The organism is Hamadaea sp. NPDC050747 (genome assembly GCF_040654195.1).
GTDB lineage: Bacteria > Actinomycetota > Actinomycetes > Mycobacteriales > Micromonosporaceae > Hamadaea.
The window spans coordinates 32,102-56,124 of the sequence record NZ_JBFAHM010000006.1 but is presented as its reverse complement, the minus strand read 5'-3'; the positions used below and the strand labels follow the sequence as shown (position 1 = coordinate 56,124).

The window sequence follows — 24,023 nt, the reverse complement described above, 5'->3', positions numbered from 1 at the left end:
CAGCGACTAGACTTCGCGCGGTCCGAACGGACATTCTTCGCCTGCCCCGGAACTCGGGGTGGGCTGAAACGGAAGGTCAGAAACCGTGTTCTACGCGGCAGGCAATTCGGGCGGCAGTGCGCTGCCGACGCTGCTTTTCTTCGGCCTCATGGCCGCCCTGATGTACTTCATGATCATCCGCCCGCAGAGCAAGCGGCGCAAGGAGGCCATGGAGCTGCAGCGCAACGTCGCCGTCGGCGACGAGGTGGTGACCGTCGTGGGTCTCCACGCCACCGTCGCGGGCATCGACGACGAGAACAACACCGTGCTGCTGGAGATCGCGCCGGGCGTCAACGCGACCTACGAGCGGGCCGCCATCGGCCGGGTGATCAAGGCCCCGACCGCCGAGGAGACCGCCGCGCCGGAGGCCGCCGACGAGACGCCGCAGGTCATCGAGCAGGGCCGCTAGTCCTTAGCCCCACCCCGGCGTCGCTGATCCGGCGCCGGGTCCACCCTCCCCACCCGTTCCCCATGCAAGGAGACCCGAGGCCGTGGCACCACCTCAAGGACAGATGAAGCCAGGACGGCAGCTAGCCGTTCTCGCCGGTCTCTTCGTCGTCCTCTATCTGCTTGTCTTCTTCACCTCCGGCGCCAGTGGCAGCTTCACCGATCGCCTGCACCCGCGGCTCGGGCTGGACCTGGTCGGCGGCATGCGGATGACCCTGGTCGCCCAGGGCAAGACGCCGTCCGCCAAGGAGATGGAGCAGGCCCGGCAGATCATCGAGGACCGGGTGAACGGTACGGGTGTCGCCGAGGCCGAGGTCGTCACCGAGAGCGACCGCAACATCGTGGTCTCCATCCCGGGCAGCAACACCGCCGACCTCGAGGACGTCGGCCAGCCCGCGCAGATGTTCTTCCGCAAGGTCCTCAACTCGGTGGACGACACCAGCGGCGCCCTCGCGGCGGCCACGGCCAGCCCGAGCCCGTCGGCCTCCACTTCGGCCTCGCCGAAGCCGTCCAGCTCGACCTCCGCTTCGCCGAAGCCGTCGACCAGCGCCTCCACCGGTGGCCAGGGCGGCGGTGCGGCCGCGAGTGCCACGCCGAGCGCGTCGGCCTCCACGTCTCCTTCCGCGGCGGCCAGCCCGACGCCCAGCGCCAAGGCGCTGACCCAGGAGCAGACCGCGACGCTGGACGAGGTCAAGAAGAAGATCGGCGACACCACCTACAAGGCGGCCGAAGCGTTGACCGCGCCCGTCGACGTGTCCACCGATCCGACCGCGGCGCTCCAGTTCTCGAAGTTCGCCGATCTGACGGCGAACGAGGTCGCGGTGCTCCCGGCGAAGATCCAGTTCAACGTCCCGCAGATCGGCTGCGACAAGCTCGGCAAGCGCCCGGTCGGCTCGATCAGCGACGCCAACGCGCAGGTGGTCGCGTGCGAAGGGTCCAGCAAGCACCTGCTGGACGTCGCCAAGGTCGCCGGCACCGACATCGGCAGCGCGCAGGCTGTGCCGCCGAACGCGCAGCAGGCCGAGTGGGTCGTCAGCCTCAAGTTCAAGGGCGACGGCCAGGACAAGTGGACCAACCTCACCAAGGAGGCGGTCAACAAGACCGGCACCACCTGCGAGGTCAAGGGCAACGAGGGCAACTGCCTCGTCGCCGTGGTCCTCGACAACACCGTGATCTCCGCCCCGGAGATCCGCGAGGTGCTCACGAGCGACTCGACGATCAGCGGCAGCTTCACCTCCGACACCGCCGCCGACCTGGCGAACAAGCTGAACTACGGCGCGCTGCCGGTCACCTTCCAGGCGGAGGAGGCCCAGCACGTCACCGCGACGCTCGGTGCGGCTCAGCTGAAGGCCGGTCTGCTGGCAGCCGGTCTCGGCATGCTGCTGGTCATCATCTACGCGTTCTTCTACTACCGCCTGCTCGGCTCGGTCATCTTCCTCTCGCTGGTCCTGTCCGGTCTGCTCACCTTCGGTGCGCTGGTCTGGCTCGGCCGGACGATGGGCTTCACGCTGACCCTCGCGGGCATGGCCGGTTTCGTGGTCTCCCTAGGTGTCGCGGCCGACTCGTTCGTCATCTACTTCGAACGATTGAAAGACGAGATCCGGGAAGGCAGAGCGCCGCGCAGCGCCGTGCAGCGGGCCTGGGTCCGCGCCCGGCGGACGATCATCACCGCCAACACGGTGACGGTCATGGCCGCGGTGGTCCTGTACCTCTTCTCGGCCGGGGCGGTGAAGGGCTTCGCGTTCGCGCTGGGTCTGTCGACCGTGCTCGACCTGGTGGTGGTGTTCCTCTTCCGGCACCCGATGATGGAGATGTTCGCCCGGACGAAGGCGTTCATGTCGCCGCGTGTCAGCGGTCTCGGCCGGGTCCTGCAACAGGCCAACGAAGACGAGGCCGACCAGCCGCGTCGCTACCGGGCCAAGGAGGCCTGACATGAGCAAGTCGGGACTTGCGACTCGCCTCTACCGCGGTGAGGCCGGCCTCAACATCATCGGCAAGCGGAAGGTCTGGTTCGGCGTCGTCGGCGCGGTCTTCGTGCTCGCCCTGATCAGCTTCTTCACGCTGGGCTTCAAGTCCGGCATCGAGTTCACCGGCGGCACGGAGTTCACCGTGCCGGCCAAGGTCGGCACGATCGAGAGCGTGCAGACCGCGGTCGGCGAACAGATCGTCAAGGTCGACCCCGAGGCGAAGGTCGCCACCAGCCAGCACCTCGGTGGCGGCACGCCGTCGTACAAGATCCGGACCTCGGCGCTGAGCAACGAGCAGGCGAACGAGGTTCGGACGGCGTTGGCCCAGCAGTACAACGTCGGCGTCGACGAGATCTCCAGCAGCGTGGTCTCGGGTGCGTGGGGCAAGCAGGTCACCGAGAAGGCGCTGTTCAGCCTCGCGATCTTCCTCGCCCTCGTGACGATCTTCCTGATCATCCGGTTCGAGTGGCGGATGGCCGTCGCGGCGCTCGCGTCGTTGGCCTTCGACCTGGTGGCGGCGGCCGCGGTCTACTCGCTGGTCGGGTTCGAGGTCACGCCGTCCACCGTGATCGGCTTCCTCACCATCCTGGGCTTCGCGCTCTACGACGTCGTCGTGGTGTTCGACAAGGTCCAGGAGAACACCCGGTCGATCACCGGCAGCAGCACCCAGACATACGCCGAGGCGGCCAACCTCGCCGTCAACCAGACCCTGATGCGGTCGATCAACACCGGTCTGGTGGCTCTGCTGCCCGTCGGCGGTCTGCTGTTCATCGGGGCCGGCCTGCTCGGCGCGGGCACCCTGAAGGACCTCGGCCTGGTGCTGTTCATCGGTATGGGCACCGCGGTGTACTCGTCGATCTTCTTCGCGACGCCGGTCCTGGTGACGCTGAAGGAGTTCGAGCCGAAGATCGCCACGCACACGCAGCGGGTGCTGGCCCGCCGGGCGAGCGGGGCGAGCAAGGCCGCCGCCGGTACGCCGGCCCAGGCCGCCCCGGAGCCGGAGCTGGCCACCACGGGAGGCGGCGGCACCGCCGCGCCGCGTCCGGGCGCGCGTCCGGCCGGTCGCAAGCCCGCCGGTGGCAAGTCCGGTGGCGGTAAGGCCGTCCGCCCCGGTGCGCCCAAGCGCCGCTGACCGCAGTTCCTCGCGAACGCCCACCAGGCCGCTCGGCCCGGTGGGCGTTCGCATGATCATTGCGTCAGCCAAGCTGTTTCCGGCCGCGAAATGCCCGGCTATGCAGCATGGCCGGCGCAACGATCATGGCGTGGAAGGGCCGTAGCCGCTGCTATGGCGGGGAGAGGCACACCCTAGAGTGGAGCGCGTGACGGAGATCGTGGAGCACCGGGGCGACAGCGGCCCCGAGACGGCGGAGCTGGTCGCCGGTGGGGTCGTGAACGTGGCCGACTTCCCGAAGCCGGGGATCCAGTTCAAGGACCTGACGCCGCTGTTCGCCGACGGGGAGCGGTTCCACGCGGTGATCGACGCGATCGTCGAGCACTACACGGACTCCGACGGTCGGCTCACCTTCGACACCGTGGTGGGCGTGGAGGCCCGGGGCTTCGTGATCGCCGCTGCCGTCGCGTACGCCGCCCGCGTGGGTGTGGTGGCTGTCCGGAAGGCCGGAAAGCTGCCCCGGGTGGCTCATTCGGCCGCCTACGACCTCGAGTACGGCCAGGCCGTCCTGGAGGTCTCCGAGGACGCCTTCGTGGCCGGTCAGCGCGTAGTGGTCGTCGACGACGTGCTGGCGACGGGTGGGACCGCCGAGGCGACGGTGGACCTGGTCGAGCGGGCCGGTGGCGAGGTCGTCGGTTTCACGGTGCTCATGGAGCTGGCGTTCCTGGAGGGGCGCAAGCGACTGCCGGGACGGCAAGTGCACGCCCTCTGGACGGTGTGACGCCCGTCGCAGGGATTGCCGAGCGCCGCCCGGGTGTTCTGACCCCTGGAAGTGGCCCGTCCGCTAGGTAAGATGGTCTCCTTGCGAGGGGATCGCCGAATGGCGGCGGGCACCCTGGCGAGGTGTGAGGAGCGGCCTGGTGTCCATGGATCCAGTCGACGCCGTGAGGGCTCCGGAGCAGGGCGGCGAGCAGGACAACGTCGTTCCCCTGCACCGTGCGGGTGCGTCCGGGCGGACGGCGACCGTGCCGCCGGGCGGAGAGGCGCAGAGCGCTCTCGAGCCCGTCGAGGGCGCCCCGGCGACGCAGACGAACCCGTTGAGCCTCAACGGGACTCCGTCAGGTCGGCGCGTGCGCGCCCGCCTGTCGCGGTTCAACGCGCCCTGGCAGTCGACCCTGGTCGCCGAGGAGCTCGCGCCGCTGATCTCCGAGCACCGCAGATGGCATCCGAAGGCTGACATCCGCCTGTTGCAGCAGGCGTACGAGACGGCCGACCGGTGGCACAGCGGGCAGTACCGCAAGTCCGGCGATCCCTACATCACGCACCCGCTGGCGGTCGCCGGGGTGCTCGCTGGGCTGGGCATGGACACCACGACCCTGGTCGCAGCGCTGCTGCACGACACGATCGAGGACACGGCGTACACGCTGGACCAGGTGCGCGCCGACTTCGGCGAGAGCGTCGCGCTGCTGGTCGACGGGGTGACCAAGCTCGACAAGGTCAAGCTCGGGGACGCGGCGAAGGCGGAGACGATCCGCAAGATGGTCGTCGCCACCGCGAAGGACCCCCGCGTCCTGGTCATCAAGCTGGCCGACCGGCTGCACAACATGCGTACCCTCAACTTCCTGCCCGCGCCCAAGCGGGAGCAGAAGGCGAAGGAGACGCTGGAGATCCTGGCGCCGCTGGCGCACCGGCTCGGCATGAACACGATCAAGTGGGAGCTGGAGGATCTCGCCTTCGAGCAGCTCTTCCCGAAGCGCTTCCACGAGATCAAGCGTCTGATCGACGAGCACCAGCCGCAGCGCGAGGCGTTGCTGCGGCAGGTCACCAACAAGGTGCAGGGCGATCTGCGGACGTCGAAGATCAAGGCGGAGGTCACCGGGCGGCCGAAGCACCTCTACTCGGTGTACCAGAAGATGATCGTCCGGGGCCGCGACTTCAACGACATCTACGACCTCGTGGGCGTCCGCATCCTGGTGGAGACGGTGCGCGACTGCTACGCGGCGCTCGGTGTGATCCACGCGAACTGGCAGCCGGTCCCCGGCCGGTTCAAGGACTACATCGCGATGCCGAAGTTCAACATGTACCAGTCGTTGCACACGACGGTCATCGGTCCCACCGGCAAGCCGGTGGAGATGCAGATCCGGACGAACGCGATGCACCGCACCGCGGAGTACGGCATCGCCGCGCACTGGAAGTACAAGGAGAACAAGGCCGCCACGATCGTCGGCCCGCCGGCGCACATCGACGAGATGACCTGGCTGCGGCAGCTGCTGGACTGGCAGCGGGAGGCCAGCGACCCGTCGGAGTTCCTGGACGCGCTGCGGTTCGACTTGTCGAGCCAGGAGGTCTACGTCTTCACGCCGAAGGGCGACGTGCGGGCGCTGCCGGTCGGGTCGACCCCGGTCGACTTCGCGTACGCGGTGCACACCGACGTCGGCCACCGGTGCATCGGCGCCCGGGTCAACAGCAAGCTGGTGCCGCTGGAGTCGGTGCTGTCCAACGGCGACGTGGTGGAGATCTTCACCTCGAAGTCGGAGACGGCCGGCCCGACGCAGGACTGGCTGGGCTTCGTCAAGTCGCCGCGGGCGCGGACGAAGATCCGGCAGTACTTCAAGAAGGAGCGCCGGGACGAGGCGATCGAGCAGGGCAAGGAGCAGCTCAACCGGTCGCTGCGCCGGGAGGGCCTGCCGCTGAAGCGGATGCTCACCGCCGAGGCCCTGATGGCGATCGCGCGGGAGCTGAACCTGCCGGACGTCGCCTCGTTGTACGCGGCGATCGGTGAGAGTCAGGTCTCCGCGCAGTCCATCGTGTCGCGTCTGGTCACCTCCTACGGCGGGGAAGAGGGCTCGATCGAGGACATGGCCGAGCAGGCCGTGCCCACGCGCCCGTCGCGTACGCGTCAGTCCAGTCAGGACCCGGGCGTGGTGGTGGTCGGTGTCAGCGACGTCTGGATCAAGCTGGCCCGCTGCTGCACCCCGGTGCCTGGTGACGACGTCTTCGGTTTCGTCACCCGGTCCGGCGGAGTTTCGGTGCACCGCAACGACTGCGCCAACGCCGAGGATCTGCAGGCCCAGCCGGAGCGGATCGTCCAGGTCACCTGGAAGCCGCGGGCGGGATCGACGTTCTTGGTCGCGATCCAGGTGGAGGCGCTGGACCGGCAGCGGTTGCTCGCCGACGTCACCAAGGCGCTGTCGGAGGAGCGAGTCAACATCCTGTCCGCCGTCGTCACGACCACCCGGGACCGGGTGGCGGTCAGCCGGTTCAGTTTCGAGATGGCCGACCCGAAGCACCTGGGGCACCTGCTGAACGCCGTCCGCAAGGTCGACGGGGTCTTCGACGCGTACCGGGTCACCTCGGGCGCCTGATCCGTCTCAGCACAGCGAAAGGGCCGCCCTCCGTGAGGAGGGCGGCCCTTTCGCTGAGTGTCAGGAGGCCTGGACCGCGCCGACCGTCGCCGACGTGATCTTCACTTCCAGCTTCGGCTTGCCGTCGCCGGCCGCCGTCTTGCCGTCCTCGCCGACGGCGCCGGCCTTGATCACCTTGTCCAGCACGTCGAGGCCGGTGACGATCTTGCCGAGCACGGTGTAGTCGGCGGTCAGGCCCTGCGTCGTCTGCCCGTCCGACAGTGGGATGTCGGCGTCGACGAGGAAGAACTGACTACCGGTCGAGCTCGGGCTCTGCGTCTTGGCCATCGCCACGACACCCCGCTCGTACGCCGGGTTCTGGCCGGTGGGGAGGTTCTCCTCGGCGTACTTGAAGGTCGGCCCGCCGGAGCCGGTGGCGCTCGGGTCGCCGCACTGGAGGATCTTGAAGCCCTCGGTCACCATCCGGTGGCACTTGGTGTTGTCGTAGAACTTCTTGTCGGTCAGGTACGCGATCGCGGCCGAGGTGCAGGGCGCGTCGGTCACGTTCATCTCGATCTCGATCTTGCCCTGAGTCGTGTTCAGCGTGAGCAGCTGCTTGCCCGACTTCGGAACGTCGGTCGCCGGCATGCCGACGTCCTTGAGGTTCGGGTTCGACGCCGTGTCGGCGTCCGGCAGCCACTGGCAGCCCGACGGCGCCGCGGCGGGGGTGTCGGTCTTCTTGTCCTTGCCCAGCACGCTGACGCCCAGCCAGGTGCCGCCGCCGATGAGGATCAGCACCGCCAGACCCGCTCCGATGTACGCGTTGCGCTGCCGGCGCTTGCGCGCTCCCTCGGCGCGGGTGGTCATCTCGCGCTCCAGCCGGGCGCGGGCCGCCGCGCGCTGGCGCTCCCTCGTGGACGTCATGGGGCTTTCCTCCGTGCGGGTCGGGTGGATTCTCGCTGGTTAAAGGCTAGCTGGCGGACGCGGAGGGCGACGCGGAGGCGGTCGGCGCCGCCGATCCGCTCGGCGCGGCCGAACCGGTGGGTTCGGTGGTCGGCTGGGTGTCGGTCACCGTCAACGTCTGGATCTTGACGTCGGTCTTCGGCTTCACGTCGGCGCCGGAGTCGTTGGCGACGGTCCCGGCCTTGGCGATCCCCTCGATCACGTTCAGCCCGGAGCTGACCTGGCCGACCACGGAGTAGTTGTGCACCGCGGAGTCGACCGTCGAGTCCTTGTAGAAGATCCGGAACTGGCTGCCGCTGACGGCCGGCTCCATGACGACGGTCCCGGCCTGGTAGAAGCGCAGGGTGCTGGGGGCGGCCGAAGCGCTCGCGGACGGGGCCGCGCTGGCGGTGGCCTCCGGGGCCGGCTGCTCGGAGAAGAACGTGTACGCCACCCCTCCGGTGCCCTTGCCGGACGGGTCGCCGCAGGCGAGGGCGTATCCCTCGGCGTCGGTGTGGGTCAGCGCGTGGCAGGCGGTGCCGTTGAAGAAGTTCTGGTCGGCGAGGTAGCGCAGGCTGGCCGCGCCGCAGGTGGCTCCGGCCCGGTCGAGCGTCGCCGTGACGGTGCCCGTGCCCAGCGCGAGGTTCATCGTGGCGTTGCCGGTGTCCGGCAGCCCGGACGTCGTCGGGACGCCCTTGTCCGCCAGATCCGGGTTGGCGGAGGTGTCCTGCTTGGTCCACTCGCACTGGGTCTGCGCGGTGGGCGTCTTGTCCTTGTCGAACGCGCCCAGCAACCAGGCCGTTCCGACGCCGACGAGGAGTACGGCGAGACCCACGGCGACCCCGGCCCGGACCTGCCGGCCTCGCCGCTGCGACTCGGCTTGGCGGGCGAGTTGCCGGTTGAGCTTGGCGCGGGCCAGTTTCCGCGCACGGGTCTTGCTGGAAGCCACGAGAGCTCCCCTCCCTGTCTCTACGCCGTAATTCCGGGGTGGACCAATTTCAGGGTGAATCAGCCGTTTCGTACCGGAGTGTGCCACGCCACGTCCCGGACGGTCCGTGCGAGTGTACGGAAAGTCGCTGTGTCGTGCCAGATAGGCTCTGGACAAACGGCTGAGTGTAGAGAGGTGGGCCACGTGCTCGTCGCGGGTTTCCCGTCGGACGTCTTCGGCACCAACTGCTACGTCGTGGCTCCTGGGCCCGGCGAGGAGTGCGTCGTCATCGACCCGGGCATCGGCGTGGCCGCCCGGCTCGACGATCTTCTCGCCGAGCATCGGCTGCGCCCGGTGGCGGTCCTGCTGACCCACGGGCACCTCGACCACACCTTCTCCGTGACCCCGGTCTGCGGCGCGAAGGGCGTTCCGGCGTACCTGCACCCGGACGACCGCTACATGCTCGAGGACCCGGGCAAGGCCTTGAGTTCGATGGACGTGAACAAGCTGCTCGGCGGCCTGCCCTGGAGCGAACCCGACGACGTCGCCGAACTGGCCGACGGCCAGCTGCTCAAGATCGCCGGCTTGGAGCTCGCCGTCGACCACGCACCGGGCCATACCGGCGGGTCGGTGATGTTCCGGAGTCAGAGTGCGGACGAACCCGTGTGCTTCAGCGGTGACGTCCTGTTCGCCGGCTCGATCGGACGCACCGACCTGCCGGGCGGCAGCATGGAGCAGATGTGGGCGAGCCTGCGGGACAAGGTCCTGCCGCTCGACGACACCACAGTCGTGCTGCCCGGCCACGGTCCCGCCACGACCATCGGCCGCGAGCGCGCCACCAATCCCTACCTCCGGGATGCCGGTCTGCGTCGGCCCCCGCTCGATCCGGCGTCAGCCGGGAGGGCGGCGGCCCGACCCGACGGGCTCAGCGCGCCGAAACGCGGCTTCTAAGACTTCGACAGGAGCTTTGCGAGAAATGAGCAAGATCATGCCGTTGTCCGGCTTCCCCGAGTGGTCGCCGGCCAACCGAGTCGTCGAGCAGTACTTCCTGGACCGCATCCGGCGCGTCTTCGAGCTGCACGGCTTCGCCTCGATCGAGACCCGGGCGGTCGAGCCGCTCGACACGCTGCTCAGCAAGGGTGAGACCTCCAAGGAGGTCTACCTGCTGCGCCGCCTGCAGGCGGAGGCGGAGGAGCCCCGTGGGGCCGGTGACGCCCAGCTCGGCCTGCACTTCGACCTGACCGTTCCGTTCGCCCGGTACGTGCTGGAGAACGCCGGCAAGCTGCAGTTCCCGTTCCGGCGCTACCAGATCCAGAAGGTCTGGCGTGGCGAGCGGCCGCAGGAGGGCCGGTACCGCGAGTTCTACCAATGCGACATCGACATCGTCGACCGGGACACCCTGCCGGCCCACTACGAGGCCGAGATCCCGCTGGTGATCGGGGACGTCTTCGCCGAACTGCCGCTGCCCAAGGCGACCATCCAGGTCAACAACCGCAAGATCCTGGAGGGCTTCTACCGCGGGCTCGGCCTGGCCGACCCGATGGAGACCATGCGGATCGTCGACAAGCTCGACAAGATCGGGCCGAAGGGTGTACTGGCGGAGCTGGTCGCCGGGGGCGTGAGCGAGGCGCAGGCGAACGCCTGCCTCGCGCTGGCCGAGATCTCCGCCGAGGACGGCTCGTTCGCCGAGCAGGTGGCCAAGCTCGGGGTCACCGATCCGCTGCTCGACGAGGGCCTCGCCGAACTGGTCGCGGTGGTCGAGACGGCCGCCGCGCACGCGCCCGGCCTGTGCCGGGCCGAGCTGAAGATCGCCCGTGGTCTCGACTACTACACCGGCACGGTCTACGAGACCCAGCTGGCGGGCTACGAGCGCTTCGGCTCGGTCTGCTCCGGCGGCCGCTACGACAACCTGGCCAGCTCCGGCGACGACCGCTATCCCGGCGTGGGCATCTCGATCGGGCTGTCCCGGCTGCTCGGCGTCCTGTTCGGACAGAACGCGCTGACCGCTTCGCGTGGCGTACCGACCTGCGTCCTGATCGCGCTGACCGCGGAGGAGGACCGGGCCGCGGCCATGCGGACCGCGGCCTCGCTGCGGGCCCGCGGTCTCGCGGTGGAGGTGTCGCCGTCCGCGGCCAAGTTCGGCAAGCAGATCCGGTACGCCGAACGGCGTGGCATCCCGTTCGTCTGGTTCAGCGGGCCGGACGGCGACTCCGTGAAGGACATTCGGTCCGGAGACCAGGCCGCAGCCGACGCGCTGACCTGGAACCCGCCCGCAGAGGATCGGTATCCGACGGTTTCCGGACCGATCGTATGACGGGAGACCACTTACAATAAAGAAACCTAAAGATTAGTCTGCCTTCCATGGCAGACCAGGTTCGTATCTGGGCGGACGGGGTGCTTCAGCCCGGGTTCGTCGGTGTGACGCCGCCGGAGTGGCTGAGGCGGCGGCTGGACGAGGGTCTCGGCGGTGTGGCGCTGTTCGGGCGCAACATCGTCGACCTCGACCAGCTCGCCGCCCTCAGCGCCGCGTTGCGCGCACACAATCCCGCCGTGGTGATCGCCCTCGACGAGGAGTCCGGCGACGTCACGCGAATAGAGATCGGCAGCGGCAGCACGCGGCCCGGCAATCACGCGCTCGGCGCGGCCGACGACCCGGAGCTGACGGCGTCGGTCGCGGCCGACATCGGCGACCAGCTCGCCGCGGCCGGGATCACGCTGAACTACGCGCCCACGGCGGACGTCAACAACAATCCGGACAACCCCGTGATCGGGGTGCGCTCGTTCGGCGCCGACCCGGATCTGGTCTCCCGGCACACCGCCGCCTGGGTACGCGGACTGCAGTCCAGCGGCGTGGCAGCGTGTGCGAAGCACTTTCCCGGGCACGGGGACACCGATGTGGACTCCCACCACGGCCTGCCGATCGTGCACGCCGATCGCGAGCGGCTGGCTCGCCTGGAACTGGCCCCCTTTCGGGCCGCGATCGAGGCCGGTACGCAGTCGATCATGACGGCGCACGTCCTGCTCCCGGCCCTGGACCCGGCGGTTCCCGCTACCTTGAGCGCGCCCGTGATGGACCTGCTTCGCACCGAGCTGGGCTTCACGGGTCTCGTGGTCACCGACGGCATCGAGATGGCGCCGATCAACGCGCAGTACGGGCTGGCCGGGGCCGTCGTGCGTGCGATCGCGGCCGGGGTCGACGCCGTCTGTGTGGGCGGCGAAACGGCCGACGAGGCGACCGCGATCCTGCTGCGGGACGCCCTCGTGCAGGCCGTCCACGATGGAACGCTCACCGAGGAGCGGCTGGCCGAAGCCGCTGGACGAGTCGCGGCCCTCGCCTCGTGGTCGGCCGCGCGGGCGACCGTGCGCCAGGAAGCCGCCGCCCGGTGGCACGCGGGTGGCGGCCGGCCGGGTCTGGAGGCAGCCCGCCGCGCCGTACGCACGTGGCGGGCGCCGTCGGCGGAGCCGCTGATGAAGCCGGCTCACGTCGTGGAGTTCACCACCTCGGTCAACCTCGCGGTCGACGCCGCCACGCCGTGGGGTGTCGGGGGGCCGCTCGCCGAGATCCTGCCGGGGACCACAGTGGAGCGTCTGGACGCGGCCGCGGCCCGTAACGGTGGCCTTCCGGCGGCGTTGCAGGCGGCCTCCGGGCGCCCCCTGGTCCTGGTCGTACGCGACGCGCACCGCCACGACTGGCTGTCGACCGCACTGCGTACGGCGCTGGCCGAGCGGCCGGACGCCTACGTCGTCGAGATGGGCGTACCGGGCGGCGAACCGGTGGGTTCCATGCACGTGGCGACCTTCGGATCGGCCCCGGTGTGCGGGCGGGCGGCGGCGGAGGTGCTGACCGGCGCCCGCTGACCGACCGCTCCTCCCGTTTTCGTTGGGGCGCCCTGTCGGACGCTTCCCGGCGGGCGCTTCCCGTTGGGCGCTTCCCGTTGGGCGCTTCCCGTTGGGCGCTTCCCGTTGGGCGTTGGATCAGGGTTCCGCGTCGAATCTTGGGGCAAGATTCGACCGGGAACCCTGATCCAACGCCCGGCCGCGCGTCCGGATGGGGCGGTCCGCGCGCGACGCGGCGCGGCTGGATGGAAGAATGACGAGGCAGCTGTTGAAGCCCGTGAAGGAGTCACCGTGATCCGCACCCACAACGCCGGCACCTTGCGCCCGACGCACGTCGGTGAGGTGGTGACGCTCGCGGGCTGGGTGGCCCGGCGCCGTGATCACGGCGGGGTGACCTTCATCGACCTGCGCGACGACTCCGGCATCGCCCAGGTCGTGCTCCGCCCCGGCGAAGCCGGGTCGGACCAGCAGCACAGCCGTGAAAGCGACCAGGCGCACGCCCTGCGGAACGAGTTCTGCGTCAAGGTCACCGGAACCGTGGCCGAGCGGCCCGCCGGCAACGAAAATCCTGAGCTTCCCACCGGCGCGATCGAGGTCATCGTCAGCGACCTGGAGGTGCTGTCGACCGCCGCGCCGCTGCCGTTCCCGATCGACGACCACGTCGAGGCCAACGACGACATCCGGATCCGGCACCGCTACCTCGACCTGCGGCGGCCGGGCCCGGCGAAGGCGATGAAGCTGCGGTCGCGGGCCAACCAGATTGCCCGCGAGATCCTGCACGCGCGCGACTTCCACGAGATCGAGACGCCGACGCTGACCCGGTCGACCCCCGAGGGCGCCCGCGACTTCCTGGTCCCGGTACGCCTGCAGCCCGGTTCCTGGTACGCGCTGCCGCAGTCCCCGCAGCTGTTCAAGCAGCTGCTGATGGTGGCCGGGATGGAGCGCTACTACCAGATCGCCCGGTGCTACCGCGACGAGGACTTCCGGGCCGACCGGCAGCCCGAGTTCACCCAGCTCGACATCGAGATGTCGTTCGTGACCCAGGACGACGTCATCGAGCTCGCCGAGGCGGTGGTGCGGAACCTCTGGAGCGAGCTGGCCGGGTACGACATTCCCACGCCCATCCGGCGTATCCCGTTCGGCGAGGCGATGGACCGCTACGGCTCGGACAAGCCCGACCTGCGGTTCGGCAGCGAGCTGACCGATCTCAGCGGCTACTTCGCGGGCACCGAATTCCGGGTGTTCCAGGCGGCGTACGTGGGCGCGGTCGTCATGCCGGGCGGGGCGAGCCAGACGCGCAAGGAACTCGACGGCTGGCAGGACTGGGCCAAGTCCCGCGGCGCCAAGGGCTTGGCGTACCTGCTGTTCGACGCCGAGACCGGTGAGCCGAAGGGCCCGGTCGCCAAGAACCTGTCCGAGGCACACCTGGCCGGGCTGGCCGACGCCGTCGGCGCGAAGCCGGGCGACGCGGTGTTCTTCGGCGCCGGCGAGAAGCGGCGTACGCAGGAACTGCTGGGCGCGGCCCGGCTGGAGATCGGCAAGCGGGCCAACCTGATCGACCCGGCCGCGTGGGCGTTCTGCTGGATCGTCGACGCGCCGATGTTCGAGCCGGTCTACGACGAGAAGGACGACACGAAGCAGATCGGCTGGACGGCGCTGCACCACCCGTTCACCTCGCCGAACGCGGAGTGGATCGACAAGTTCGACAACGACCCCGAGCACGCGCTGGCCTACGCGTACGACATCGTGTGCAACGGCAACGAGATCGGCGGCGGCTCGATCCGTATCCACCGCGGCGACGTGCAGGAGCGGGTGTTCACTTTGCTCGGCATCTCCGAGCAGGAGCAGCGCGACAAGTTCGGCTTCCTGCTCGACGCGTTCGCCTACGGCCCGCCGCCGCACGGCGGCATCGCGCTGGGCTGGGACCGCGTCTGCATGCTGCTCGCGGGCGCGGACTCGATCCGCGAGGTCATCGCGTTCCCCAAGACCGGCAACGGCTACGACCCGTTGACCGGCGCGCCCACACCCATCACCGCCCAGCAGCGGGCCGAGGCCGGTGTGGACGCGAAGCCCAAGGCCGCGTGAAGCTGCTCGTCATCGGGGCGTCGGGCCACCTCGGCAGCGAGGTGGCCCGGCTCGCGCTGGCCGCGGGGGCCGAGGTCACCGGCACCCACGCTCGTCCGGCACCGCCCCATGAGCTGCACGGCTGGTCGCGGCTCGACGTTCGCGACCCGTTCGCGGTCCACACTCTCGTCCAGCTGGTACGCCCGGACGCCGTGATCAACACGTGCTACGACCGCTGGTCGTGGGGGCCGACGGCGACGGGCGCCGCCCACGTCGCGACGGCGTCCGCCGCGGTCGGGGCGCGCCTGGTGCACGTGTCCAGCGACGCGCTGCACGCCGGGCGGCCGGAGGCGTACACCGAGGACGACGACCCGAGCCCGATCACGTCGTACGGCGCGGCGAAGGCGGCGGCCGAGACGGCGGTCGCGGCGATCGACCCGTCGGCGGCGATCGTGCGTACCTCGCTGATCCTGGGGGACGAGACGTCGCCGCAGGTCCGGTTGGCGCTGGACCTGATCCACGGGCGGTCCGAGGGCCGGCTGTTCACCGATCAGGTGCGCTGCCCGGTCGACGGCGCGGAGTTGGCGGCGGCATTGCTGGAGCTGGTCGGCAACGACTACGCCGGTGTGCTCAACGTCGCGGGGCCGCAGGCGGTGAGCCGGGCGCAGCTCGGCAAGCTGATCGCGCTGCGCCACGGGCTGTCCCCGCGCCTGGTGCCGACAGGCAAGGCCACGCGGGTGCCCAACGCCGGGCCGTTGGACGTCAAGCTCGACTCGTCGCGCGCGGCGACCCTGCTCAAGGTCCAGATCCGGCCGGTCTCCGAGGTGCTCGCCGGATAACCGGGGGCTACCGGTGTTCCATGACGAGCACGGCCCAGGTGCCCGGTTCGAGGGCCTCGTAGCCGTGGTCGGCGTCGCCGGGGAACGACGCGTAGTCGCCCGGTCCGAGGTCGACCAGGCTCCCCTCCGGCCCGGTACGCATCCGGCCCCCGCACACCACCATGTGTTCGACGGTCCCCGGGATGTGCGCCTCGGCGTGCCGTTCCGCGCCGGGCTCGACGTGCAGGACGTAGATGTCCCGGGTCACGTGGCGGGGGCCGGAGCTGAGTAGGGTGCCGGTGAAGTCGGCCTGGCTGCTCGGGTACGCCACCCCTTCGCCGCGCCGCACGACGCGTACGCCGGTGGGGCCGGGTTCGATGAGCCGGCTGAACGGCACCTCCAACGCCACCGCCAGTGACCAGAGCGTCTCCACACTCGGGTTGCCCTGCCCCGACTCCAGTTGGGAGAGGGTCGACTTGGCGACTCCGGCTCGTTTGGCGACCTCGCTGAGGCTGAGGCCGAGCCGGTCCCGTTCGCGCCGGAGCGCGGCGGCGATGACGTCGAGCGGTGGCCCGTCGGTCATGTTCGCTCCATAGGTCATAGCGTTCGATTTGACGAACACCGGGTTCGTGTTCGATATTCTAAACATGCGTACGCCAGATCGAACGCCACTCGATCGCGGCCTGCTCCGGGACGCGCTCGCGATCGGGACGGCCTCCGCGATGATCGGCATCTCCTTCGGCGCGATCAGCGTCGCCCAGGGGATGCCGAAGTGGCTGCCCACCGCGATGTCACTACTGATCTTCGCGGGCGGGTCGCAGTTCCTCGCCGTCGGCATGCTCGCCGCCGGAAACCCCGTCGCCGCGATCCTCGGCGGCCTGCTCGTCAACGTCCGCCACCTGCCGTTCGGCCTGGCGATCGGCGGCGCGCTCGGCGATCGGCTGCCGCTGAAACTGCTCGGCGCCCACGTGCTGATCGACGAGAACACGGCGTTCGCCCTGGCGCAGGACGAGGAGCATCGGCGGCGACAGGCGTACTGGCTGGTCGGCGGCATCCTCTTCGTCACCTGGAACCTCGGCGTGGCGGCCGGAGTCGTGGTCGGCGGCGCAGTCGGCGATCCGGCCACCTACGGACTCGACGCGGCGTTCCCGGCCGGCCTGCTTGCCCTGATCCTGCCCGCGATGCGGGACCGGACGACCCGGACGTCGGCCGCCATCGGAGCGGTCATCGCGGTCGCGGCGACTCCACTGCTTCCGGCCGGGCTCCCCGTGCTCGCCGCGCTGCTGGGAGTCGGTGCGGGCGTCGTCCGCCGCTTCTCGCTGCAGGGGGCGTCGGAATGAAGTACGTCGTGGTTCTCCTGGCGCTGGCCGCGGGCACGTACGCCATCCGCCTGTCCGGCGTCCTGCTCCGTGGCCGGCTCACCCTCCCGGACTGGCTACGCGACCTCCTGCCGGTGGCGGCGACGACACTGCTGGCCGCGTTGGTGGCGACCGCCGTGTTCACCGACGCCGGGCACCTCGCGCTCGGGATCGCCCGACCGGCGGGAGTGGCCGTCGGCGCGGTCCTGGCCTGGCGGCGTATGCCGTTCGCCGTGGTGGTCGTCGCGGCCGCCGCCACCGCCGCCCTCCTCCGCCTGGCCGGCCTCCCCTGACCGCCCGAACCCGCCTCCCCTGACCGCCGCCGCCTCATGACTTAGCGCTGGATCAGGGATCCGGGTCGAATCTTGGACCAAGATTCGACCGAGATCCCTGATCCAGCGCCAACGGGGGCGGCGGTGCCGGGCGGGGCGGCTCACGGTGGCGGTCGCCAGGGGTTACCGTGCGCATTGTGGAGACTGACATCCTCGTCGTGGTGACCACGACGGACTCCGCGGACGCCGCGCACGAACTCGCCCGGTCCGCGGTCGGCGCGCGGCTGGCCGCGTGCGCCCAGGTTCACGGGCCGATCACCAGCGTGTACTGGTGGAACGGCGGGGTGGACGAGGCCCGGGAGTGGCGCGTCGAGTTCAAGACGACCGCCGACCGGGGGCCGGAGCTCAGCGACCACCTGCGCGGCATGCACAGCTACGACGTGCCGGAGATCGTCTGCCTGCCCGTCGTCGACGGGGCCGCGTCCTACCTGGCCTGGATCCGCGACTCGACCCGCCCGGCGAAGTAGTCCAGCAGGCGGCGGTCCCGGGATTGTTCGGCCACGAGCGGGGTGCCACGAAAGCGGTCGCCCGTTCGGTCCGCCGGACGACGTCGCGCTGATCGTTCACGCGGTCGCGCCCGGTCAGGAACTCGCAGAACGGGCACGTGTATCCAGGCGGTTCGTGGCTCCATTCCGGCATCGGAACAGCTTAGCCACAAGGCGTTGCGGCGGTGTCCGTACATAGTGGACGGCTCCGGGTCTGCATGCGGCCCGGAGCCGTAACAGAAATCGTAACCCTCAATACGCAGCGTGGTCCAGAGGGCTGAGCTGCCATGAGTGAGGAACTGTCACGCGTACATGAGATGGAGCAGCATGCCCTGCTCGGCGTGGGCGAGATTGTGGCAGTGGTTCGCCCACATGCCGGGATTGTCGGCCTTGAAGGTCACCTCCCACACCTCACCGGGGCGTACGTCGAAGGAGTCGAGCCACAGCGGACTCCCGGTCGCGGCCTTTCCGTTGCGGGACAACACGAGCACATGGTGGCCGTGCAGATGCCACGGATGCACCACCAGCGACCGGTTCACGATCGTGAACTTGACGGTGTCGCCCAGGTGGACGACCTGCGGCGGGATGTCCGGGTCGGCCGCGCCGTTGACGGTGTGGGCGTACCGGGGGAGCAGGCCGCGCAGGTCCAGGCCGCGGTCGAGGACGAGGGTGAACTCCTTGTCGTAGCGGGTCCAGGGTGGGGCGGCGAAAGCGCCGTAGCTCAGCGGATCCAGAACGGGCCAGCCGGAGGTGGCGGCGGCCGTGGCGCCGGTGGCGTAGACGACGCGGTTGTCCACCGACAACGCGATCGGGGTCGCCGGGGCGGTGAACACCAGGTCGTAGCGCCCGCCGGCCGGGATCGAGATCGCGGTGCCGGTCAGGGTCGAGGGCTGCGACAGGTCCATCCCGTCGATCGCCGCCACCTGGAACGAGGTACCGGCCAGGGCGTACCGGTGCGTTGTGCTGTCGGTGTTGATCAGCCGCAGCCGCACCGGCGTCCCGGCCGCGACCGGCTCCTGCACCGGTTCGGGCAGGCTGACGCTCGACAACGTGTGCGCCGCGATCACCCGGTCCACACCGGACGCCGGCGCCGGGCGTACCACGAGCACGCCGTAGAGGCCCATCTTCACGCCGATGTCGGAGACCGCGTGCGTGTGGTACCAGTAGGTCCCGGCTTGATCGGCCCGGAATCGATAGACGAACTCCTGGCCGGGCAGCACCGCGTCCTGCGTGATGCCGGGCACGCCGTCCTGGCTGTTCGGCACGTCGTAGCCGTGCCAATGCAGCGTCACGCCGCGCGCGATGTCCTTGTTGCGCAACGTCACCTCCAGGACGTCGCCGACGGTCGCGGTCAGCTCCGGCCCCGGCACCTGGCCGTCGAACGCCCACGCCGCCACGCGCTGCCCGCTCACGGTCACCGTGGCGGTCGCCGCCGTCAACGTGAATTGTTTTGTCGGCTCGCCTACGCTCGGCGTGGCTCCCTGCTCGTGCTGATGTGGTACGCCTGGAGCAGCGCTCGGCGCGGCGGCCAGCCCGGTGCCGGCCACCAGCGCCACGACCGCCACCGCCAGGGTCGTCCGGGACACCGCCCGGGACGGGCGCGGGCCGAGGAGACGCCAGGAGACCGCGGTCGCGGCGACCACTCCCGCCACCGCCAGCAGGCCCGCTCCCGCCGACGCCGGGTACCCGTGCAGGACCGTCACGAGCAGGGCGCTGCTGTCGGCGTACCCGGCGAAGAGCAGGGCGATCGCCGCGGACCGGATGTCGCCCCGGGCCTTGAGCAGCCGCCAGCCGGCGACGACCACGGCCGTGAGCGACAGCGGGGCGGCGATGAGGATCTTCTCCGCGGCGAACCACCAGCCCGCGCGGGCGAGCATCGTCACCGTGACCGCGCGTGCGACCGTGGCCAGCACAGCGAACGCCGCCAGGGCGAGTGCGACCGGACGGCGCCGGGCGGCCGCCGCGGCGCCGCCGCCCAGCCACCCGGCGGCCGCGAGGACTGCGATCAGGAAGTCGATCGCGATCACGGACCCCGTGCTCATGCGACCACCGACCTGCGGCCGGCGCTCGCCTGGAACCTGTGGATGCTCATGCTGCTTCCACCGGCTGGCCGAGCTTCTGCGCTCCGCGCATCACGCCGACCACGAAATGGACCATGATGATCGCGTTGATGGCGTGCAACGCGCCGATGATCAGGCCGACCGTGCTCGTCGCGCCGCCGTCGTCGGTCAGGCCGTTGGCGATCCCGGCGAGCACCGGCTGCAGGACGACCAGGCCGAGCGGCAGAATCGCCATGCCGATGAGCTTGCCGGGCGCCTTCGCCAGCGCGGCGAACAGCGTCATGAGCAGGATGAGCACCGGGATCACCACCGATCCGTTGATCCGGTGCAGGCTGTACGCGCTGTCGTCGGCCGGTTTGGTGAACGCCCCGACCGCGGCGAACGCGAACTGCAGCGCGAACACGGCGAGCAGGACGCCGCTGGTGACGGAAAGTGCCTTACGCATGGTGATCTCCTTCAGATGAGGGCGTGCGCCGCGGTCGCGACGTGCTCGGTGGCCGTGATCGCGCCGTACGCGACGAGCCGCACCAGGTCGGCGTCGGACGGGTGGGACAGGCGCCAGAGGGCGACGTCGCCCTGGCTGAGGGCGCTCGGCGCGAACGCCGCCAGCAGCGCGATTCGCGCACCGACCCGGTCGAGCGCGGGCAGGTCCCGGACCTGGTCGACGGCCCAGTCGGCCGGGCGCTGCGGATGGATGCCGTCCTCGGCGGCGACCACGGCCTTGACGTGCGCCTGGGCGGCCTCGCTGAGCAGGCCGCCGACGTTCGACGCGACGTTTCGCAGCTCCGCGTACGCGTCCTCGACCGGCTTGCGTGGCTGCTTGTGCTCACGGGCGACCTTGGCGTAAAGGCGGCCCCCGACGTTGCGGACCATCGCCGAACGCTGCAGGCCGGCCGGCAGCAGATCCGGGTTGAGCAGCGCTGACACCATCCGGTTGATGAAGTGGAAGGCGAGCACGGTGCCGACGAGTTCGGCGGAGTAGCCGTCGTGGGTCCAGCGTGCGGTCACCGGATTCCGGCTCGCCTCGGCCCACGCCACGAGCGGGTGGTACGCGGCCGGTGCCTCGCCGCGGGCGGCGGCCTCGGCAAGCTCGTGCTCGCCGAGCCCGTGCAGCAGCATCACATGCGCGTCGACGCAGAACCGGCAGCGGTTCGCGTGCGACACCGAGGTCGCCGCGAGTTCCCGCTCGGTCCGGGAGGTGTCCCCGGCCAGCAACGCCTCGCGCATCAGCGACCAGGTCGCGCCCATCAGCTCGGGCACGGCCGACAGCACCTGGAAGGTGGGCACCGGCCCGAGGAACTCCTCGCGCAACTGCCGGTAGACCCCGGCGGCTTCGCCCGTGGCGGTGCGGGCGGGCGGCGGAGTGAAGAAGCGGTAAATCATGATCTCGATGCTCGTCGCGCAGCGTGGCGAAAACGTCGTGCGGCCGCAGGCACTTGGCGGGCCGCCGATACCGCGATCGCAGTACGCGTGATCTACGGCAAACGCAGGACGATTCGGGGCGACGGCCGTTCTAGAGTGCGGTTATGCCCTTCGCCATCGGTGGTCTCGTGATCGCGGCCGTCCTGCTCGGCAACGCGGCCCTCGTGCCGGAGGCCGGCCACGTCGGCGTCGTCGAAGTCGCGCTGGCCTTGCTGACCGCGGGGGCGGTGGCCGTCTGCCGCAAGTACCCGGTACCCGCGATGGCCGTGGTGACCGTCGCGATGCTCGCCTTCCACGTACGCGTCCACGCCGGGGTGTCGGCCTCGTTCGCCGTCCTCGGCACCGTCTACGTCGCAGGCTGGCTGGGCCATCGCATCTCGGCCGCCGTCGCCAGCGTCGTGTTCCTGACCGGCTTCCTCGCGTACGACATCTCCACGTCCAGCGGCGGGCTTCCGCAACAGGTAGGCGAGCGTACGTCGTTGCTGCTCGGCTGGTTCGTCGCGGCCAACATCGCGGGTCTGATCGCGCGGCAGCGGCAGGCGTACCTGGCTCAGGTCGAGCAGCGGGCGCTGGAAGCCGAACGCACCCGTGAGGAGATGGCGCTGCGCCGGGCCGGCGAGGAACGCCTGCGGATCGCCCGCGAGCTGCACGACGCGCTGACGCACAGCATTTCGGTGATCAAAGTGCAGGCCGGGATCGCGGTGCATCTCGCTCGCAAACACGGCGAGGAACCGCCACCGGCGCTGCTGGCCATTCAAGAGGCGAGCGCGGATGCGATGCGGGAACTGCGCGCCACGCTGGGTGTGCTGCGTACGTCTGATATGGACAGTGCTGGGCTCGATCGGCTGCCCGAGCTGCTGGAGCGGACCCGGTCCTTGGGCGTACCGGTGACGGTGGAGATCTCCGGCGAACCGCGGTCGCTGCCGGCCGAGGTGGACCAGGCCGCGTACCGGGTGGTCCAGGAGGGGCTGACCAACGTCGCCAAGCACGCCGGATCGGCCGCCGCCTCGGTCGCGGTCGCCTACCAGCCGGCGGCGGTCGTCATCTCGGTGACCGACGACGGTCCCGTCACCGATCGGCCCGTCACCCCGGGGGTCGGGCTGCGCGGGATGCGGGAACGGGTCACCGGGCTCGGCGGGACACTGTCGGCCGGACCGGTCGACAGCGGCGGCTTCGCCGTCCGCGCCTGCCTCCCACTCCCCATCGCCCTAACCCCCGTCCCCTCCGCCTCCGCCGGCGTCCCCGTTGATCATGGAGTAAACTCTGGTGTCGACGGCGTGTCGCGACAGGAAACTCCATGATCAAAGTGCTGCTCGCCGACGATCAGGCGCTCATGCGCGCCGGGTTCCGGGCGCTGCTCGAAGCCGAGGACGAGCTGGCGGTCGTCGGAGAGGCCGCCGACGGGGCGGCGGCGGTCGCCGAAGCCACCCGGCTCCAACCCGACGTCGTGCTCATGGACGTGCAGATGCCCGGCCTCGACGGGATCGAGGCAACCCGGCGCATCGCCGCCGAGCCCCGGCTGAGCGGCGTACGGGTGCTGATCCTGACCAACTACGGGCTCGACTCCTATGTGTTCGCCGCCCTGCGGGCCGGTGCCAGCGGGTTCCTCCTCAAAGACTCCGACCCCGCCGAACTACTGCAGGCGATCGCGGTCGTCGCCCGGGGTGACGCCCTACTCGCTCCGGCGATCACGCGTACGCTGATCAGCGAATTCGTCGCCGGACCGCCGGGAGCCGACCCAGCCGCCGGACGCGAAGTCCTCACCGCCCGCGAACAGGAGATCGTCGAACTGGTCGCCCGCGGACTCAGCAACGACGAGATCGCCGAACGGATGGTGATCAGCCCGTTGACCGCGAAGACCCACGTCAACCGGGCGATGATGAAACTCCACTGCCGGGATCGGGCGCAGCTCGTGGTGTGGGCGTACGAGTCGGGGCTGATCACGCCGCGTCGCCGCTGACCCGTGTTTCTCAGGGCTGGATCAGGGATGTCGGTCGAATCTTGGGCGATGATTCGACCGGGAACCGTGATCCGGTGGGATCGGGGCGCTGTGCTGTGCCGTGTGGCGTGGGTTGGTTCCGAGCCGGAGGGCTTGCGATTGGCGCCGTCGGGTCAGGCGTCGGCGTTGAGGTAGGTCAGCACGGCCAGCACCCGGCGATTCGTGTCGTCGGTCGGCGGCAGGTCGAGCTTGGCGAAGATGTTGCCGACGTGTTTGCCCACAGCAGCCTCGGTCACCACCAGACGCCGGGCGATCGCGGCGTTCGAGTGGCCCTCGGCCAGTAGTCCGAGGACTTCGCCTTCGCGGGGCGACAATCGCGACAGCGGATCGCGGTGCCGTTGGAGGAGTTGCCGGACGACCTCCGGGTCCACCACTGTCCCGCCGGACGCGATCTGATGCAGGGTCGCGGCGAACTCCTCGACATCCACGATGCGGTCCTTGAGCAGATAGCCGACGCCGCGACCGCCACCCGACTCGAGCAGGTCGGCGGCGAAGGAGTGCTGGACGTATTGGCTGAGCACGGCGACCGCCGGAGCCGGGCGCTGCTTCCGCAACTCCAACGCGGCGCGCAGCCCTTCGTCGGTATAGCCGGGTGGCATGCGGATGTCGGTGACCACGAGATCCGGCTGCTCCGCGGCCCACGCCGAAAGGAGTGAGGGTGCGTCGCCGACCGCCGCCACGACGGTGAAGCCGAAGCGGGCGAGCAGCCCGGCCAGCCCTTCCCGCAGGAGTACGCCGTCCTCTGCGAGCACGACTCGGACGGGCGACGGCTCGGCAGTCTCGGATCCGATCAGGCGCACGGCGTTTCCGCCTTCGGCACGGTCGGGTCGCCGGGTGGGCTGGACAACGACGGCTCGGCAGGCTCGGATC

General features: G+C 70.2%; 22 protein-coding genes. 15 read left to right on the top strand and 7 right to left on the bottom strand.

Going from position 1 to position 24,023, the window contains the following annotated elements; genetic code table 11:
• Nucleotides 1–85 precede the first annotated feature (85 nt).
• The 5 genes from yajC (at nt 86) to AB0H43_RS15090 (ending at nt 6,929) form a co-directional block, all read left to right on the top strand.
• Nucleotides 86–448, top strand: a complete 363-nt coding sequence (gene yajC / locus AB0H43_RS15110) for a preprotein translocase subunit YajC (RefSeq protein ID WP_359999926.1) — start codon at nt 86–88, stop codon at nt 446–448.
• 82 nt (nt 449–530) lie between these two features.
• A complete protein-coding gene (gene secD / locus AB0H43_RS15105; protein WP_359999925.1) occupies nt 531–2,417 on the top strand; it encodes a protein translocase subunit SecD in 1,887 nt (628 codons plus the stop codon).
• 1 nt (nt 2,418) lies between these two features.
• Nucleotides 2,419–3,585: a protein translocase subunit SecF gene (gene secF, locus AB0H43_RS15100; RefSeq protein ID WP_359999924.1), complete on the top strand. Its 1,167-nt coding sequence runs from the start codon at nt 2,419–2,421 to the stop codon at nt 3,583–3,585.
• A gap of 187 nt (nt 3,586–3,772) precedes the next feature.
• Nucleotides 3,773–4,345 carry an adenine phosphoribosyltransferase gene (locus AB0H43_RS15095; protein ID WP_359999923.1) on the top strand — a complete coding sequence of 191 codons (573 nt, stop codon included), beginning with the start codon at nt 3,773–3,775 and terminating at the stop codon, nt 4,343–4,345.
• 145 nt (nt 4,346–4,490) lie between these two features.
• The gene (locus tag AB0H43_RS15090; RefSeq protein WP_360000351.1) at nt 4,491–6,929 is read left to right on the top strand and encodes a bifunctional (p)ppGpp synthetase/guanosine-3',5'-bis(diphosphate) 3'-pyrophosphohydrolase; all 2,439 of its coding nucleotides are present in this window, start codon (nt 4,491–4,493) and stop codon (nt 6,927–6,929) included.
• Between the two features lie 60 nt (nt 6,930–6,989).
• Here AB0H43_RS15090 and AB0H43_RS15085 read toward each other — a convergent pair whose 3' ends face one another.
• Together AB0H43_RS15085 and AB0H43_RS15080 are read right to left on the bottom strand one after the other, a co-directional pair.
• A complete protein-coding gene (locus AB0H43_RS15085; RefSeq protein WP_359999922.1) occupies nt 6,990–7,832 on the bottom strand; it encodes a peptidylprolyl isomerase in 843 nt (280 codons plus the stop codon).
• Between the two features lie 46 nt (nt 7,833–7,878).
• Nucleotides 7,879–8,799, bottom strand: coding sequence for a peptidylprolyl isomerase (locus AB0H43_RS15080; RefSeq protein ID WP_359999921.1), 921 nt, complete (start codon nt 8,797–8,799; stop codon nt 7,879–7,881).
• Nucleotides 8,800–8,982: 183 nt separating this feature from the next.
• On the opposite strand from AB0H43_RS15080, the gene AB0H43_RS15075 reads away from it, so the two are divergent.
• The 5 genes from AB0H43_RS15075 to AB0H43_RS15055 all read left to right on the top strand — a co-directional run bounded on the left by AB0H43_RS15075 (nt 8,983) and on the right by AB0H43_RS15055 (nt 15,518).
• Nucleotides 8,983–9,729 (top strand): MBL fold metallo-hydrolase, encoded by a 747-nt coding sequence (locus AB0H43_RS15075; protein ID WP_359999920.1) that lies wholly within the window; start codon nt 8,983–8,985, stop codon nt 9,727–9,729.
• 25 nt (nt 9,730–9,754) lie between these two features.
• Complete coding sequence (gene hisS, locus AB0H43_RS15070; protein WP_359999919.1) at nt 9,755–11,092, top strand: histidine--tRNA ligase; 1,338 nt, start codon at nt 9,755–9,757, stop codon at nt 11,090–11,092.
• A gap of 47 nt (nt 11,093–11,139) precedes the next feature.
• Complete coding sequence (locus AB0H43_RS15065; protein WP_359999918.1) at nt 11,140–12,636, top strand: glycoside hydrolase family 3 N-terminal domain-containing protein; 1,497 nt, start codon at nt 11,140–11,142, stop codon at nt 12,634–12,636.
• 270 nt (nt 12,637–12,906) lie between these two features.
• The gene (aspS, locus tag AB0H43_RS15060) at nt 12,907–14,700 is read left to right on the top strand and encodes an aspartate--tRNA ligase (RefSeq protein WP_359999917.1); all 1,794 of its coding nucleotides are present in this window, start codon (nt 12,907–12,909) and stop codon (nt 14,698–14,700) included.
• Nucleotides 14,697–15,518, top strand: a complete 822-nt coding sequence (locus AB0H43_RS15055; RefSeq protein ID WP_359999916.1) for a sugar nucleotide-binding protein — start codon at nt 14,697–14,699, stop codon at nt 15,516–15,518. The genes aspS and AB0H43_RS15055 overlap by 4 nt, the downstream gene beginning before the upstream one ends.
• 7 nt (nt 15,519–15,525) lie before the next feature.
• Here AB0H43_RS15055 and AB0H43_RS15050 read toward each other — a convergent pair whose 3' ends face one another.
• A complete protein-coding gene (locus AB0H43_RS15050; RefSeq protein WP_359999915.1) occupies nt 15,526–16,080 on the bottom strand; it encodes an XRE family transcriptional regulator in 555 nt (184 codons plus the stop codon).
• A 64-nt stretch (nt 16,081–16,144) separates the two neighbouring features.
• Between AB0H43_RS15050 and AB0H43_RS15045 the strand changes: the two genes are divergently transcribed.
• The 3 genes from AB0H43_RS15045 (at nt 16,145) to cutA (ending at nt 17,654) form a co-directional block, all read left to right on the top strand.
• On the top strand, nt 16,145–16,837 hold the full coding sequence (locus AB0H43_RS15045; protein WP_359999914.1) for an AzlC family ABC transporter permease: 693 nt from the start codon (nt 16,145–16,147) through the stop codon (nt 16,835–16,837).
• Complete coding sequence (locus AB0H43_RS15040) at nt 16,834–17,148, top strand: AzlD domain-containing protein (protein WP_359999913.1); 315 nt, start codon at nt 16,834–16,836, stop codon at nt 17,146–17,148. The genes AB0H43_RS15045 and AB0H43_RS15040 overlap by 4 nt, the downstream gene beginning before the upstream one ends.
• 176 nt (nt 17,149–17,324) lie before the next feature.
• Nucleotides 17,325–17,654, top strand: coding sequence for a divalent-cation tolerance protein CutA (cutA, locus tag AB0H43_RS15035; RefSeq protein WP_359999912.1), 330 nt, complete (start codon nt 17,325–17,327; stop codon nt 17,652–17,654).
• 320 nt (nt 17,655–17,974) lie between these two features.
• Here the strand turns inward: cutA and AB0H43_RS15030 are convergent, their stop codons facing one another.
• Genes AB0H43_RS15030 through AB0H43_RS15020 form a run of 3 tightly spaced genes read right to left on the bottom strand, consistent with a single transcriptional unit; the run spans nt 17,975 to nt 21,115 of the window.
• Nucleotides 17,975–19,714, bottom strand: a complete 1,740-nt coding sequence (locus AB0H43_RS15030) for a multicopper oxidase family protein (protein WP_359999911.1) — start codon at nt 19,712–19,714, stop codon at nt 17,975–17,977.
• Nucleotides 19,715–19,760: 46 nt separating this feature from the next.
• Nucleotides 19,761–20,177: a DUF6220 domain-containing protein gene (locus tag AB0H43_RS15025; RefSeq protein ID WP_359999910.1), complete on the bottom strand. Its 417-nt coding sequence runs from the start codon at nt 20,175–20,177 to the stop codon at nt 19,761–19,763.
• An 11-nt stretch (nt 20,178–20,188) separates the two neighbouring features.
• Nucleotides 20,189–21,115, bottom strand: a complete 927-nt coding sequence (locus AB0H43_RS15020; RefSeq protein WP_359999909.1) for a carboxymuconolactone decarboxylase family protein — start codon at nt 21,113–21,115, stop codon at nt 20,189–20,191.
• Nucleotides 21,116–21,258: 143 nt separating this feature from the next.
• Here AB0H43_RS15020 and AB0H43_RS15015 point away from each other — a divergent pair, with 143 nt between their 5' ends.
• Together AB0H43_RS15015 and AB0H43_RS15010 are read left to right on the top strand one after the other, a co-directional pair.
• Nucleotides 21,259–22,455, top strand: a complete 1,197-nt coding sequence (locus AB0H43_RS15015) for a histidine kinase (RefSeq protein WP_359999908.1) — start codon at nt 21,259–21,261, stop codon at nt 22,453–22,455.
• On the top strand, nt 22,452–23,114 hold the full coding sequence (locus tag AB0H43_RS15010; protein ID WP_359999907.1) for a response regulator transcription factor: 663 nt from the start codon (nt 22,452–22,454) through the stop codon (nt 23,112–23,114). Before AB0H43_RS15015 ends, AB0H43_RS15010 begins: the two co-directional genes overlap by 4 nt.
• Before the next feature lie 152 nt (nt 23,115–23,266).
• Here AB0H43_RS15010 and AB0H43_RS15005 read toward each other — a convergent pair whose 3' ends face one another.
• Nucleotides 23,267–23,953: a response regulator transcription factor gene (locus AB0H43_RS15005; protein WP_359999906.1), complete on the bottom strand. Its 687-nt coding sequence runs from the start codon at nt 23,951–23,953 to the stop codon at nt 23,267–23,269.
• Between the last annotated feature and the right edge of the window lie 70 nt (nt 23,954–24,023).

Excerpts from the sequence above, each read along its gene's own strand:
- AB0H43_RS15040 (WP_359999913.1), top strand. The coding sequence starts at position 16,834 with ATGAAGTACGTCGTGGTTCTCCTGGCGCTGGCCGCGGGCACGTACGCC.
- AB0H43_RS15015 (WP_359999908.1), top strand. The coding sequence starts at position 21,259 with ATGCCCTTCGCCATCGGTGGTCTCGTGATCGCGGCCGTCCTGCTCGGC.
- AB0H43_RS15090 (WP_360000351.1), top strand. The coding sequence starts at position 4,491 with ATGGATCCAGTCGACGCCGTGAGGGCTCCGGAGCAGGGCGGCGAGCAG.
- secF (WP_359999924.1), top strand. The coding sequence starts at position 2,419 with ATGAGCAAGTCGGGACTTGCGACTCGCCTCTACCGCGGTGAGGCCGGC.
- AB0H43_RS15030 (WP_359999911.1), bottom strand. The coding sequence starts at position 19,714 with ATGAGCACGGGGTCCGTGATCGCGATCGACTTCCTGATCGCAGTCCTC.
- AB0H43_RS15020 (WP_359999909.1), bottom strand. The coding sequence starts at position 21,115 with ATGATTTACCGCTTCTTCACTCCGCCGCCCGCCCGCACCGCCACGGGC.
- AB0H43_RS15010 (WP_359999907.1), top strand. The coding sequence starts at position 22,452 with ATGATCAAAGTGCTGCTCGCCGACGATCAGGCGCTCATGCGCGCCGGG.
- hisS (WP_359999919.1), top strand. The coding sequence starts at position 9,755 with ATGAGCAAGATCATGCCGTTGTCCGGCTTCCCCGAGTGGTCGCCGGCC.
- AB0H43_RS15025 (WP_359999910.1), bottom strand. The coding sequence starts at position 20,177 with ATGCGTAAGGCACTTTCCGTCACCAGCGGCGTCCTGCTCGCCGTGTTC.
- AB0H43_RS15050 (WP_359999915.1), bottom strand. The coding sequence starts at position 16,080 with ATGACCGACGGGCCACCGCTCGACGTCATCGCCGCCGCGCTCCGGCGC.
- AB0H43_RS15065 (WP_359999918.1), top strand. The coding sequence starts at position 11,140 with ATGGCAGACCAGGTTCGTATCTGGGCGGACGGGGTGCTTCAGCCCGGG.
- AB0H43_RS15085 (WP_359999922.1), bottom strand. The coding sequence starts at position 7,832 with ATGACGTCCACGAGGGAGCGCCAGCGCGCGGCGGCCCGCGCCCGGCTG.
- AB0H43_RS15045 (WP_359999914.1), top strand. The coding sequence starts at position 16,145 with ATGCGTACGCCAGATCGAACGCCACTCGATCGCGGCCTGCTCCGGGAC.